Consider the following 14,146-nt stretch of genomic DNA (forward strand, 5'->3'; position numbering starts at 1 on the left):
AGCGTAACCGCCGCTTCCGCCGCGTCCCAGCGCCTCAGCAGCGCCGGTGAAGGGGTATTTACGGATTAGGCCTGAGACCTGCAACCCCCATTTTCAAAAAACTTTGCATTTCGCATCGATTTCTTGTGTTTGTTAATTAAAACAGTAAGTTACATTAACAAATCAAGATCTTCAGACCGCCTGGAACGTGCGGATATCCCAGGAAGGAACCCCAAAACTTGCCCTTGCGGGGGAATCGAGGGGTTCGGCAGACAGAAACGATCTGCAAAACCTTTCTGCACCTTGCGTACAGCCCGGATCTGACCATCAAGAAAAGGCTGGGTTACGCAAATACTGACTTTGGGTCACAGTTGTTTTTTTGCTCCATTAACGCACTCTCACCGGGAAGGTGGTAACCCTGCCCGACCAGTCAAAGAAACGAAAACGCCGCAAGAGGTGCGCAAGACAGCATGGATTTCGATTATATCATCGTAGGCGGCGGTTCGGCCGGATCGGTTCTGGCCAACCGCCTGAGCGAAGATCCATCCACAAGTGTTTGCCTGCTTGAAGCAGGTGGCGGTGGGAAAAGCCTTTTCGTCAGAATGCCTGCGGCTGTTGTTACCGCACTTCCGGGGCGTCCCAGAATCAACAACTGGGCCTTTGAAACGGTCCCGCAGCCCGGTCTGAAGGGGCGCAGAGGATATCAACCGCGCGGCAAGGCACTCGGCGGCTCGAGCGCGATCAACGCCATGTTGTATGTAAGAGGTCAGCGGCAGGACTATGATGGCTGGGCCGATCTGGGCTGCGACGGCTGGGACTGGGACAGTGTATTGCCTTACTTCAAACGGGCCGAGAACAATGAGCTTGGCGCCGACAGCGTGCATGGTGACAGCGGGCCGTTGCAGGTTTCACGGCAAAAAGAGCCTCGTCCAATCACCCATGCGTTCATTCAAGCCGCACAGCAGTTGCAACACCGCCATACCGAAGACTTCAACCGGGGCGACAACGAAGGCGTCGGTCTATATCAGGTTACCCAGTTTCACGACCCGGCAAAGAATGGGGAACGGTGTTCCGCGGCAGCTGGTTATCTTTTCCCGGTTTCCGGCCGACCGAACCTGACGGTCATCACGCATGCACATGCCAGAAGGCTGTGCTTTGAGGGCAAGCGCGCAACGGGCGTTGTATACCGGGTGAGAGGCAAGGGCGCAGACATCACAATTCGGGCGAAACGCGAAGTCCTGCTGTGCGCAGGGGCCTTGAAAACGCCGCAACTGCTTCAGGTTTCAGGTGTTGGCGCAAAAAGCGACCTTGATCCGCACGGAATCGCGGTTCACCACGAGCTGCCTGGCGTGGGACGAAACTTGCAGGATCATCTGGATTTCGCGTTGATCTTCAAAACCACAGACACCGACAATTTTGGTATCGGCCCGGCAGGGGCAGCGCGGTTGTTGCGACATATTCAACGGTGGAGCAAGACGGGCGTCTCGATGGCGGCTACGCCATTTGCCGAAGGCGCAGCGTTTCTGAAAACCACCCCCGATCTGGAGCGTCCCGACATTCAGCTGCATTTCACCATCGCTATGGTCGATGACCATGCCCGCAAACTGCATTACGGGTACGGGTATAGTTGCCATGTTTGCAAGCTGCGGCCGGAAAGTCGGGGGGCCGTAGGCCTGAACAGCGCAGACCCCACGGCGGCGCCCGCCATCGATCCGGCGTTTCTGTCGGACAAACGCGATCTGGAAACCATGATCAAAGGAGCGCGAATGGCGCGGGATATCCTCAACGCGCCGGCTTTGGCCAAGTACCGGCACAAAGAGCTTTTCGGCACTGATACCGCCCAGACCGATCAGGATTGGGAGGAGCACATCCGCGCCCGCGCCGACACGATCTATCACCCCGTGGGCACCTGCAAAATGGGCGCGGACGAAATGGCGGTCGTCGACCCCCAGCTTCGCGTGCGCGGGCTTGAAGGCCTGCGGGTCGTCGATGCCTCGGTGATGCCGACATTGGTGTCGGGCAATACAAACGCACCCACCATCATGATTGCCGAAAAAGCGGCGGACATGATCAAAGCGGCGGCGATGTAAAGACGTTACTTGCCTTTCATCAGGGCTTCCAGCCCGACACGGTAATTGGGATAGATCAGATCAATACCCAGTTCTTCCTTGATCCGGTCGTTTCGAACCCGCTTGTTTTCGTTGTAGAAACTGCGCGCCATCGGCGTCAGATCGGCGTCGTCGAACCGGACCGCAGGAGGCAGGGGCAAACCCTGCAACTCGGCTGCGTATCCTATGACATCCTGCGGCGGGACCGGTTCATCGTCACATACATTGTAGATGCTTCCCGGATTCGGCTTCATCATCGAGGCTTCGAGGATCTGCGCGATGTCTTCCACATGAATGCGCGAAAACACCTGCCCCGGTTTGATAATGCGCCGCAATCCACCACGCTTGAGCTTGGAAAACGGACCGCGCCCCGGCCCATAGATACCCGCCAGACGGAAGATATGAACAGGCAGGCCCGGAATGGCCGACCATTGCTCCTCGGCCAGCATACGCCATCTTCCGCGCTTGGCGGTCGGTGTGGGCGGCGTGTCCTCATCCACCCAGCCACCCTGATGGTCGCCATAGACGGCCGTTGTCGACAAGTAGCCCACCCAATCGAACTGACCGGACCGCTTGGCGATTTCATCGCCCAGCACCGCCAACACTGGATCACCCGCTTCATCTGGCGCCGTCGAGATCAGCAAATGGGTCACCCCATCAAGGTTCGGTGCCTCACCCGGCCAGATCAGCGACTCGGCGCCAGAGGCCCGGATTGCATCCGTCCCTTCACGGTCTCGCGTCGTGCCAAAAATTTTCCAGCCCTTCGGGGCAAGGTTTCGGGACAGGGCTTGGGCAGAATAGCCATGGCCGAATGAAAAGAGTGTCTTGGTCATGCCCCTTTGATGATCTGCGTCGTACCGGGATGCAAGCGCCGCATGGACGCACTTGAATCGAATCTTCGATTGCGCCTTTCTGTTGGCCATGAGCAAAAAGACACCTGACCTGCATTCGGCCTATGCGCTGAGTTCTCCGGACGAGAACAGGCAGCTCTATGCGGAATGGGCAGGAGATTATGATGACGGTTTCGCCGCGCGCGAAGATTATCAGCTTCACACCCACACGGCGCGGGCATTTGTCGGCGCGGGTGGTCAGGGGCCCGTTCTGGATGTCGGAGCAGGAACCGGCCTGTGCGGCGCGGTGCTGTCGGCGCTTGGCGTCGGACCCATTGATGCAACCGACATCAGCGCAGAGATGCTGGATCAGGCGATGCGCAAGGATATTTACCGGGACGCGATCGAGGCTGATCTGACACAGGGCATCCCCGTTCCGCGCCACAGCTATTCCGGCATAGTTTCATCCGGCACGTTCACACATGGTCATTTGGGCCCCGAGGTGTTGCCCGCGCTGTTACGCGTGGCCCGGCACGGGGCGCAGTTTGCCCTTTCGATCAATGCGCGCCATTTCAAGGAACTGGGTTTTGCTGACGCTTTCCGTGAATTGGAACAGGATCAGATTCGCAACCTGACCCTGCCCGAAGTCCGCATATACGGAGATCTCGCGGCTGGCCCCAACAAGGATGACACCGCTTTGATCGCTTTGTTTGAACGGGTTTGAATCCGGTTATTCGGATACAATCAGGCCACCCGCCTCGACCATGCGCATCGCTTTGCCTCAGGTCGCGTAGTCCGAACTTTCAGAATCAAGGATCGCTTTGATCTCACGCAGGTGCGCTTCGGCCTGATCGGGATAGTCGTCCAGCTCTTGCGCTGTTTTTTCGGCAATCCCATCCGACAAGACGCGCAGAGGCAGCCCGGTCTGCAAGGCACGAATGTAGGTTTCAGCCGCGCGTTCGAAATAATACAGCCTGTTGAAGGTATCCGCAGGGTCGCTGCCGATGACCAGAACACCGTGATTGCCCATGATCATGACCTTCTTCCTGGGATCGGACAGCATCCCGGCGCAGCGCTCACCCTCGCTTTCAAAGGCCAGACCTCCAAATTCTTCATCTACCACGTAACGGTTGTAAAAGGTCGCCGTGTTCTGATCGATCGGCGGCAATGAACTGTCGGCCAAAGAGGCCAGAACAGTCGCAAAGATCGAATGCACATGCATGACGCAACGCGCATGCGGGCAGTGGCGGTGGATTGAACCGTGCAGCCCCCAGGCCGTCGGGTCCGGCGCGCCAGATTGTTCCATCACGTTCGGGTCATTGGCATCCAGCAACAATAGATCCGAGGCACGAATGCGCGCAAAGTGCACCTGATTGGGGTTCATCAGAAATTGCGTGCCGTCATCGTTGACCGCCAGGCTGAAATGGTTGGCAACCGCCTCATGCATGTTCAGCCGGGCAGTCCAGCGGAAGGTGGCGGCCATATCCACGCGCTCGGACCAATGGTCGATATTGGGACGAAGACTGGTGAGGCTCATGCTTGGCTCCTTTCGCGGCTGGTCGTGGCCAAACCTGCATGGGGCCTGGCAGTTTGACCAACGAAAAAAACGCAACTATCCCATTAGCTGAACTTATGCCGAGGTTATGTAGATGCAGAACTCGCTTCCTCCGCTGGGCTGGTTGCGCACTTTCGAAGCCGCCGCGCGCCATCTCTCGTTTACCGGCGCGGCACGAGACCTGAACATGACGCAAAGCGCCGTCAGCCAGCAGATTAAATCTCTGGAAGGGCATCTGGGGCAGCCACTGTTTCTGCGCCGCCCCAAAGCTCTGGAACTGACCGAGGCCGGAATCACCTATCTGCCAGTTGTGCGAGAGGCATTCCGGACACTGATGCGCGGAACCCGGGCGGTTACCGGTGCGCAACCAAACGCGGTTCAAGTGCAATGCAACATCAGCTTTGCCGTCAACTGGCTGGCCCCGCGCCTGCCGGCATTTCGGGCGGAACATCCACATGTTCAATTGAACGTCTTCACCGAGCTTTGGGAACCGCGCGAAATGGCTGAAGGCGCAGCGGTCGAGATTCGGTTCTCGCTTCGTCCGTCCGACACGGTCCGAACCGAAATTCTGCGCACCGAACACTATTATCCGGTCTGCGCACCAGACTATCCGGTATGCTTGGAAAACCTCCAGGAACAGCCACTTTTCGACTGCTCCAACTTGCTGTCCAACTGGCCAAGCTGGGCGGAAGATCAGGGTCTGAATTGGGAAAATCCGACGATAACCTACGCGACGACCTATCTGGTTTGCCTGTCAGCGGTCATGGCTGGCGGTGGCCTTTGCCTGGCACATGACACGATCGCCAGTCATCTGATCAAGCGCGGTCAGCTGGTCGCGCCGTTCAAGCACCGTGCGCGAATGCCCGAGTCCTACTATCTGCTGCTGTCCCCGCAGGCCGAGGACACACCCGGCGCCGTGGCCTTTGCCAACTGGGTGCGGCGTGAGATCGGGTCTGAGGTGTAATGGGAAACGCACGCGCCAGAACCAAAAGACGTGCCCAACATGTATGAGGAATCCCCAACATCGAAGAACCGGGGTTGCACCCGCTGACGCATTCGTGAAAGTTGAGCCATGGAATACACACCTTTCCCAAGCTGGCCCGATGTCGCCCCCAAATTGATCGCAGTTGCAGCCGGACGCGAGGCGGCGGACATGGTCATTCAGGGCGGAACCTGGGTGAACGTACACAGCCGCGAATTGCTGCCGGATCATTCTGTGGCGATTGTTGCCGGGCGCATAGCATTCGTCGGACCGGATGCCTCGCATTGCGTGGGGCCGGATACGGAAATCATCGAAGCACAAGGGCGCTACATTCTGCCCGGCTTGTGTGATGCGCATATGCATATCGAATCCGGGATGCTCACCCCAGCCGAATTCGCCCGTGCCGTCATCCCGCATGGAACGACCAGCATGTTCACCGATCCTCATGAGATCGCTAATGTGCTGGGTCTGGACGGCGTGCGCATGATGCATGACGAAGCCATGATGCAACCGGTCAATATTTTCACTCAGATGCCATCCTGCGCGCCTTCCGCACCGGGGTTGGAGACGACGGGCTATGAGATCACGCCCGAAGACGTGGCCGAGGCGATGAACTGGCCGGGTATCATCGGGCTGGGCGAGATGATGAATTTCCCGGGCGTGATCCATGGTGATCCCAAGATGCTGGCCGAGATTGCAGCCACTCAACGGGCCGGGAAAACGGTCGGAGGGCACTATGCTTCTCCTGATTTAGGGCCTGATTTTGCGGCTTACGTGGCGGGTGGCCCGGCGGATGATCACGAAGGCACATGCGAGGCCGACGCCATTGCACGGGTTCGGCAGGGGATGCGCTCGATGATGCGTCTGGGATCGGCCTGGTATGATGTGGAAAGCCAGATTACGGCCGTGACAGAAAAAGGGCTGGATCCGCGCAACTTCATTCTTTGTACAGATGACTGTCATTCCGGCACATTGGTGAATGACGGGCATATGAACCGCGTCGTGCGCCATGCCATTGCTTGCGGATGCGACCCCCTGGTCGCGCTGCAAATGGCCACGATCAACACGGCAACGCATTTTGGGCTGGAACGCGAGATCGGTTCCGTTACTCCGGGGCGGCGGGCGGATATCATCCTCAGCTCGGATCTAGCCGAACTGCCGGTTGAGATGGTGATAGCCCGCGGGCAGGTTGTCGCGGAAAACGGTGCAATCAAAGTGGATTGTTCACATCTGAACTGGCCCGAAAAATCGCGCCATACCGTTCATCTGGGGCATGCGCTGACGTCGGCCGATTTTGAGATCAAGGCACCGGAAGGGGCCAACAAAGTTCAGGCCAACGTCATCGGCGTGGTGGAAAACCAGGCCCCGACCAAGGCGTTGAAGGCCGAATTGCCGATCATAGGCGGGCTGGTCGAGGGCGAAGGCAAGGTGTGCCAGATCGCGCTGGTCGAGCGGCACCGGGCCACCGGGGGCGTCACCAACGCTTTTGTTTCGGGCTTTGGCTATCAGGGAAAAATGGCCATGGCCTCGACCGTGGCGCATGACAGTCATCACATGATCGTCGTCGGTACGAACCGCGATCAGATGGCGCTGGCCGCCAACCGTCTGGCCGAAGTGGGCGGTGGCATCACCTTGTTCCGGGACGGGCAGGAACTGGCGCTGGTCGAACTGCCGATCGCAGGCCTGATGTCCGACAGTCCCGCCGCCGAAGTCGCGGCCAAGGCCGACAGGATGGTGCAGGCGATGCAGGACTGCGGCTGTCATCTGAACAACGCGTACATGCAGCATTCATTGCTGGCGCTGGTCGTGATTCCCGAGCTTCGAATATCGGATCTCGGGTTGGTCGACGTACGCACGTTCGAAAAAATAGAACTTCTGGAACCATTGGCATGACGACACTCCTGACACCACAAGCACCCGCGCCAGAACAGTTTACCGATCCCGCCGCCGCTGTCGCCCGGTTGGAAGAGCTGTACGTGCAGGCGACCAATTTCCTGTGCGACAGCTTTGCGGACGCCATGGAAAATGGGGCACCTGCCGCACGATTCAGAGCCTATTATCCGGAAATTCGCATCAGAACCTCGACCTATTCCCAAGTCGACAGCCGCCTGAGCTTTGGCCATGTGTCTGAACCTGGTGTTCATGCCACGACGGTGACGCGCCCGGATCTGTTCAGATCCTACCTGACCCAACAGATTGCCCTGTTAATCAAGAACCATGGTCAGCCTGTGACAATTGCGGCGTCGGACACACCGATTCCGGTGCATTTTGCCGTGGCAAACAATCCCGATCTGGTCGTGCCTCATCAGGGCGCAGCCGACTTCACCCTGCGCGATGTGTTTGATGTTCCGGACCTGACAACCACCAATGATGACATCGTCAATGGCGTGCATGTCCATGAGGATGCTGTTGGGCCCTTGTCCCTTTTCACCGCCCAGCGCGTGGATTATTCGCTTGCCAGATTGGCGCACTACACCGCCACCGATGCAGGTCACTTTCAGAATCACGTGTTGTTTACGAACTACCAGTTCTATGTCTCGGAATTCGAAAACTACGCTCGAGAACAATTGGCGGACCCTGCCAGCGGCTATACCAGCTTTGTTTCAACCGGCAATGCCGAAATCACGGACCCCAAAGCACCTATCGAACAACCGTTGAAACTGCCGCAAATGCCGACCTATCACCTGAAGCGCAAAGATGGTTCGGGGATTACTTTGGTGAACATCGGTGTTGGCCCATCCAATGCAAAAACCGCCACCGACCATATCGCCGTTCTGCGCCCGCACGCGTGGCTGATGGTTGGCCATTGCGCCGGGTTGCGCAATACGCAGGCATTGGGCGATTTCGTTCTGGCCCACGCCTATCTGCGCGAAGACAAGGTTCTGGATGACGATCTGCCCGTCTGGGTGCCGATCCCGCCTCTGGCCGAAGTTCAGGTGGCGCTGGAACACGCCGTGGCCGAGGTGACGGAACTGGAAGGGTATGAGCTTAAACGGATCATGCGGACGGGCACTGTGGCCTCGGTCGACAACCGAAACTGGGAATTGCGCGATCAGTCCGGCCCGGTCCAGCGACTCAGCCAATCCCGGGCAATCGCGCTGGATATGGAAAGTGCCACCATTGCCGCGAACGGCTATCGGTTCCGCGTTCCGTATGGCACTTTGCTGTGCGTGTCGGACAAACCCCTGCACGGAGAATTGAAGCTGCCGGGCATGGCGTCTTCGTTCTATACCACTCAGGTCAGCCGACATCTGGCCATCGGCATCAAAGCGATGGAGCATCTGCGCGGCATGCCGTTGGAGCGTTTGCACAGCCGGAAACTGCGCTCCTTCGACGAAACGGCCTTCCTCTGACGCAAAAAAGCAACGTTTTCCCCATATTTTTAGGGGTTTCAGCGCTACTATTCGTTGTGTTTGGCCACAATATCCCGTTACAGTTACGCGGTGAGGCCCTATAGATCGGGCACGTTAAGGAGACCAAGAAATGGCAAAGCCTATGACAAAGACTCAGCTGGTTGCTGCTCTCGCTGAGGAAATGGGAACCGACAAGAAATCCGCAAACTCTGCGCTGGAGGCCATCACCGGCCTGATTACCCGCGAAGTTTCGGCCGGTGGCGCAGTGACCCTGCCCGGCGTCGGCAAAATCTACTGCCGCGAGCGGCCCGAGCGTCAGGTCCGCAACCCGGCCACTGGTGAAACCTTCACCAAGGAAGCCGACAAGGTTGTGAAAATGACCATCGCCAAGGCACTGAAAGACAGCGTAAACGGCTGATTTCAACTTTTTAGCCAACGATAAAGGGCCGCCTTTGGGGGGCTCTTTTTTCTATCGTCTTGAATATTCTGTGCCTGCGGGTTTTGAACCCGTTTCGCACAACATATTTCGGCCCGGTATTCGCCACCAAGGTGAGAATGCGCCTTCAAGGGCAGCCATTGACCTGAACCTGGGTCAGAGAACTGGCAAAATCTTGCCATGGTGTTTGCGGGCCTCTTTTCAAGACTTGTCTGATCACCTTACAACTTCGTCAGTCTTCGAACCGGCAATGAAATATCTTGCAAAACAGCGTCTGTAAAAAGAAAACAACTTGGCCGCGCTTGTCCGGCAGCGCCCGTTCCGCGATTGCGGTGGGTCTTATCACTCTTGTCTCTGCCTGCGCGCAAAACACCACCAATGCGAATCTCGACCCTGAACGCCAGTTGATGGCGCTGCAAGAGGTCTCGAAAAAGCGGGCCAGAGGTCAAAGAGTATGGTGCGTGCCCTACGCCCGAGACCTCAGCGGTATTGAAATTCGCGGCAATGCGAAAGACTGGTGGGGACGGGCGCAGCAAGTGTTTGAGCGCGGCAAGGAACCGGTTGTTGGTGCGGTTATGTCGTTTCGGGCGACCCGAGGAATGCCCCTGGGCCATGTGGCTGTCGTATCCGATATCGTCACCGACCGGGAAGTCATCGTGAATCATGCCAACTGGCACCGAAACAAGGTGTCGTTGAAGATGGGCGTCAGGGACGTCTCCAAAAACAATGACTGGACGTTGGTTCGGGTTGAAAGCCAACCGGGCCACTACGGCAATCCCTACCCGGTAAACGGGTTCATCTATCCGGCGGTTGACGAATAGCCTTGCCCAACTTCATTTCACGGGCGAGTTGATCGCAGCGCGGGCAACATTCCTTTTGATCGTACCGTAAAGGCAGCCGCCGCCCGGGTTGGGATGTCGCGCGGTTGAAAAGCCCGCAGATTGTCCAAAGCTGCGATATTGTCGGTAAAAATAGAAACGGGCACCAGAGGTGCCCGTTTCTGTTCCGTGTCTCTGGTCCGGTCAGTGGACCGTTTCAACCTTGTGGAAGTCCAGATCACGATCTTCTGGCATCGAGTCGATGCTCAATACCTCTTGGCGTTTGGTGATCAGGATATAGACGACGCAAGCCAGATACAGTCCAACCACGACTGCTCCAATCCACTGGATTTGCAGCCATTGGCTTTGGAACAACAGGGTCAGGACAAACAGCAGTGCGACGTTGCCCGCCACGTAGATCGCCTTTCCGAACCGCTCGACGGTCAGGTTCAGGTTGTCTGTGTACAGACGGATCAGCGAGTCCAATGAGTTGATCACGAACGTCACACCCACGATCACCATCGCAATGTTGGTGATGCCAGCGGTACTGATGTCGTTCAGGTGGTAATAGTAAAGAACGGTGAACCAGATCCCCAGCGGGATCGACGGGAAGATCAACAGCGCCGCCAGCAACTGCCACGTGGTCAGGCCACCCACAAAGCGCGACGTAAACTGTCCGATCATGATCGACCATGCAAACCACCAGAACAGGTAGAACGCGTGATAGTCGGTCAATGGCAGGACGAACTTGTGCAGGTTGGCGAAATAGGCGCCGATATTTCTGCCGGTTTCCACAAACCCGGTCACGCCCATACCTGCGGCTGCCCACATGCCCAGAATCAGGGCAAGGAACAAAAAGGTCGAACCGACGGACAGGATGCGAACGTATTTCAGATCGGTCGAGGAATAGGCCGCCGCCAGAATGACGACAAACACGATGATGTAGAAGGTGGTAACGACGGATTCACCATCGCCGACCTCGGGCAGATAGCCGGGCAGGTAGATCAGGAACAGGCTGGCGGTGAAGGCACAGGTGCCAATGATCACCACGTTGTTGATCAGCTTGACCAGCGGGATCTCAAAGAACTTCACGCGGGGTTCGATCACGCAGAAGTAGAAGGCCGTCAGGAAATAGAAGGCCCAGATCAGAAAACCCCAGAATCCGAACTCGATCGCCAGCGGGTTGGCAAAGGCATAGGCCGGGTCATCGGCGTATCCTCCGAATTCGGTCAGTGGAAACATGATCAGGCCGACATCCAGGCCGGATGTGAACAGAATCGCGATGAACGTGAACAGATGAACCGGTGTCACGCCGACACAGCGCAGGTTCCACCATTTCACGACGAAGAAAGCGACCAGCCCCAATGCCAGCAGGACGCCGAACGATAGAATGTACTCCAGAAGCACCGACAAACCTCCCTTGATATGTCAGGTCCTGCCGCCGATATCTTTAATTGGCTGGTCAATCAATATAAACATGCACAAGACTTTTCTTGCATCACGCATGTGTCTTTTTTGACGCGCACCGCTTGCGACCGATCCCAAAATCAGGAACAGTCCGCGCAAAGTGACAGGGGGTCTCCATGGATCTGCGCGCCATAACCATGGGGCTGACATTTGCCCTGATCTGGTCATCTGCCTTTACCTCGGCGCGTATTATCGTGGCGGATGCGTCCCCCCTGTTTTCGCTGGCCTTGAGGTTTCTGATCTCTGGTGTTCTGGGGGTCATGATTGCCCGCGCGATGGGGCAAAGCTGGCACCTGACCCGAAACCAGTGGCGCGCAACGATATTGTTCGGGATCTGCCAAAATGCCCTGTATTTGGGTCTAAATTTTTATGCGATGCAAACGGTCGAGGCTTCGGTCGCGGCCATAATCGCATCCACCATGCCCTTGTTGGTGGCGCTGGCGGGGTGGTTGATTTTCGGCGAAAAGCTGCGGCCACTGGGTGTTTTGGGTCTGTTCGCCGGTTTCGCCGGAGTCGCCCTTATCATGAGCAGCCGGATCAGCGCGGGCGTTGATATGTTCGGCGTCGCGCTTTGCGGTGTGGGTGCTCTTGCCTTGACCTTCGCAACGTTGGCCGTTCGCGGTGCAACATCCGGCGGGAATTTCATGATGGTCGTTGGCCTGCAGATGCTGGTTGGTTCAGCCGCGCTGTTTGCGGCTGCTCCGGTCTTTGAAACCATTTACATCCACCCGACGTTGCCACTGGCGCTGGCCTTTACCTACACAACCCTTTTCCCCGGTTTGCTGGCGACATTGATCTGGTTCCTGCTGTTGGACCGGATCGGAGCCGTACGAGCCGCCACCTTCCACTTTTTGAACCCCGTGTTCGGGGTCACCATCGCGGCGATCCTGCTGGGTGAGAAACTCGGCGCCATGGATGCGGTTGGCGTCACCGTTACAACCCTTGGCATTCTTGCGGTTCAGCTTTCACGCCAACCCGTTCAAGGCAGCAAAGCCTCGACCTGAGACAGCAGTTTGCGGGAATCGGGTTTGACATTTGACCCGAAGGTCGCTGCGACCTCACCCTCAGAATTGATCAGGATCTTGTTGAAGTTCCACTTGGGCGTGAACCCGGTCTGCGCGGCAACGGCCTTGTAGAACGGGTGAGCGTCAGCCCCTTTGACCGGAGTGATATCCGTCATCGGCAGGGTCAGCCCATAGTTCATCTCGCAGAACTGTTTCACCTCTTCCGCGGACCCAAGTTCCTGATTGAACGAATCCGACGGAACCGCAAGAACGACCAGCCCTTTGCCGGAATAGTCCTCATGCACCCTTTGCAGAGCCTTGTATTGCCCGGTAAACCCACACTGGGACGCGGTGTTGACCACCAGGATGGGTTGGCCGCGCCACTCTTCGATGGCCAATGTGCCTCCGTCGATCGAGTCGAACTCACCGGTCAGCGGCGCCGCCTGAACGGCGCGGCCCAGCAAGATCAGGGCAGTCAAAAGCAGCAATCTCATCATGTCTTGTCCTCCCTTTTATTCAGATACGCGTGACTTTGCTGTTCAGATCACTTGCACGACTGCGAGAGCGGTTTGAAATATCGCTTTGCTTTCCACCCCGCAGCCCCCAGATAATGGCGCAAACACTACTTCAGCCGGAGGATCCATGACTCGCTATACCAAAGACCCCACGGCCATTGCTGCGCTTTCGCCCGAAGAGTTTCACGTCACCCAGCGCAGTGGTACGGAACGTCCGGGCACCGGGAAATACCTGAACAACAAGGAACCCGGCATTTATGTGGATATCGTATCGGGTGAACCGCTGTTTGCCTCGACCCACAAATACGAATCCGGATGTGGCTGGCCCAGTTTCACCAAGCCGATCGTGCACGAACATGTCGAAGAGTTCCGCGATACCACGCATGGCATGATCCGGACCGAGGTTCGTTCGAAACACGGCGACAGCCATCTGGGGCATGTCTTCCCGGACGGTCCGCGTGAACATGGCGGTTTGCGGTACTGCATCAACTCTGCCTCGCTTCGGTTCATTCATCGGGATGAGATGGAAGCCGAAGGTTATGGCGAATACCTGATTCATGTGGAGGATATCTGATGACCGAGCAACGCGCTGTACTGGCCGGGGGCTGCTTCTGGGGGATGCAGGACCTTATCCGCAAACTGCCGGGCGTGTCGCGTACGCGTGTCGGCTATACCGGCGGTGACGTGCCCAACGCGACCTATCGCAATCACGGCACCCACGCGGAAGGGATCGAGATCTGGTTCGATCCGTCTCGGATCAGCTATCGCGACCTGCTGGAATTCTTCTTTCAGATCCATGACCCGACCACGGTCAACCGTCAGGGCAACGATATCGGCATGAGCTATCGATCCGCGATCTACTACGTGGATGACACCCAGAAACAGGTGGCCTTGGACACCATCGCCGACGTAAATGCCAGCGGCTTGTGGCCCGGAAAAGTCGTGACCGAGGTCGAACCTGTCGGAGACTTCTGGGAAGCCGAGCCAGAGCATCAGGATTATCTGGAGCGGATTCCGAACGGCTATACCTGCCACTTCCCGCGTCAGGATTGGGTCCTGCCCAAACGCTCAAGCGCAGCAGAATAAAGCACCACCTGAC

14 protein-coding genes are annotated in these 14,146 nt (G+C 57.4%); 10 read left to right on the top strand and 4 right to left on the bottom strand.

Annotated features, from left to right (window positions below):
- Positions 1-449 precede the first annotated feature (449 nt).
- Positions 450-2,069, top strand: a complete 1,620-nt coding sequence (locus GS611_RS09970) for a GMC family oxidoreductase (RefSeq protein ID WP_171635243.1) — start codon at positions 450-452, stop codon at positions 2,067-2,069.
- Positions 2,070-2,074: 5 nt separating this feature from the next.
- Here the strand turns inward: GS611_RS09970 and GS611_RS09975 are convergent, their stop codons facing one another.
- Entirely contained in the window at positions 2,075-2,920 is an 846-nt protein-coding gene (locus GS611_RS09975) for an SDR family oxidoreductase (protein ID WP_171635245.1), read from the bottom strand.
- 88 nt (positions 2,921-3,008) lie between these two features.
- On the opposite strand from GS611_RS09975, the gene GS611_RS09980 reads away from it, so the two are divergent.
- Entirely contained in the window at positions 3,009-3,641 is a 633-nt protein-coding gene (locus GS611_RS09980) for a class I SAM-dependent methyltransferase (RefSeq protein WP_171635247.1), read from the top strand.
- Positions 3,642-3,698: 57 nt separating this feature from the next.
- On the opposite strand, the gene GS611_RS09985 is transcribed toward GS611_RS09980, so the two are convergent.
- Complete coding sequence (locus GS611_RS09985) at positions 3,699-4,454, bottom strand: class II aldolase and adducin N-terminal domain-containing protein (protein ID WP_171635249.1); 756 nt, start codon at positions 4,452-4,454, stop codon at positions 3,699-3,701.
- Between the two features lie 112 nt (positions 4,455-4,566).
- Between GS611_RS09985 and GS611_RS09990 the strand changes: the two genes are divergently transcribed.
- The 5 genes from GS611_RS09990 (at position 4,567) to GS611_RS21300 (ending at position 10,064) form a co-directional block, all read left to right on the top strand.
- Complete coding sequence (locus GS611_RS09990) at positions 4,567-5,436, top strand: LysR substrate-binding domain-containing protein (RefSeq protein WP_171635251.1); 870 nt, start codon at positions 4,567-4,569, stop codon at positions 5,434-5,436.
- Positions 5,437-5,544: 108 nt separating this feature from the next.
- Positions 5,545-7,347, top strand: a complete 1,803-nt coding sequence (gene ade / locus GS611_RS09995; RefSeq protein ID WP_171635252.1) for an adenine deaminase — start codon at positions 5,545-5,547, stop codon at positions 7,345-7,347.
- Positions 7,344-8,807, top strand: coding sequence for an AMP nucleosidase (locus GS611_RS10000; protein WP_171635253.1), 1,464 nt, complete (start codon positions 7,344-7,346; stop codon positions 8,805-8,807). The genes ade and GS611_RS10000 overlap by 4 nt, the downstream gene beginning before the upstream one ends.
- 130 nt (positions 8,808-8,937) lie before the next feature.
- On the top strand, positions 8,938-9,225 hold the full coding sequence (locus GS611_RS10005; protein ID WP_117871130.1) for an HU family DNA-binding protein: 288 nt from the start codon (positions 8,938-8,940) through the stop codon (positions 9,223-9,225).
- A 479-nt stretch (positions 9,226-9,704) separates the two neighbouring features.
- Positions 9,705-10,064, top strand: a complete 360-nt coding sequence (locus GS611_RS21300) for a CHAP domain-containing protein (RefSeq protein ID WP_348539561.1) — start codon at positions 9,705-9,707, stop codon at positions 10,062-10,064.
- A gap of 201 nt (positions 10,065-10,265) precedes the next feature.
- On the opposite strand, the gene GS611_RS10015 is transcribed toward GS611_RS21300, so the two are convergent.
- Positions 10,266-11,462, bottom strand: a complete 1,197-nt coding sequence (locus GS611_RS10015; RefSeq protein ID WP_171635777.1) for a BCCT family transporter — start codon at positions 11,460-11,462, stop codon at positions 10,266-10,268.
- A 182-nt stretch (positions 11,463-11,644) separates the two neighbouring features.
- Here GS611_RS10015 and GS611_RS10020 point away from each other — a divergent pair, with 182 nt between their 5' ends.
- On the top strand, positions 11,645-12,532 hold the full coding sequence (locus GS611_RS10020) for a DMT family transporter (RefSeq protein WP_171635254.1): 888 nt from the start codon (positions 11,645-11,647) through the stop codon (positions 12,530-12,532).
- On the opposite strand, the gene GS611_RS10025 is transcribed toward GS611_RS10020, so the two are convergent.
- Positions 12,508-13,029 (bottom strand): glutathione peroxidase, encoded by a 522-nt coding sequence (locus GS611_RS10025; protein WP_171635255.1) that lies wholly within the window; start codon positions 13,027-13,029, stop codon positions 12,508-12,510. The two genes, GS611_RS10020 and GS611_RS10025, sit on opposite strands and share 25 nt — an antisense overlap.
- Before the next feature lie 145 nt (positions 13,030-13,174).
- Between GS611_RS10025 and msrB the strand changes: the two genes are divergently transcribed.
- Both msrB and msrA read left to right on the top strand, forming a co-directional pair.
- Positions 13,175-13,621: a peptide-methionine (R)-S-oxide reductase MsrB gene (gene msrB, locus GS611_RS10030; protein ID WP_170345953.1), complete on the top strand. Its 447-nt coding sequence runs from the start codon at positions 13,175-13,177 to the stop codon at positions 13,619-13,621.
- A complete protein-coding gene (msrA, locus tag GS611_RS10035) occupies positions 13,621-14,133 on the top strand; it encodes a peptide-methionine (S)-S-oxide reductase MsrA (protein ID WP_171635256.1) in 513 nt (170 codons plus the stop codon). Before msrB ends, msrA begins: the two co-directional genes overlap by 1 nt.
- The last annotated feature ends 13 nt before the right edge of the window (positions 14,134-14,146 follow it).

It is taken from the genome of Ruegeria sp. HKCCD6119 (assembly GCF_013110585.1).
Classification (GTDB): Bacteria; Pseudomonadota; Alphaproteobacteria; order Rhodobacterales; family Rhodobacteraceae; genus Ruegeria.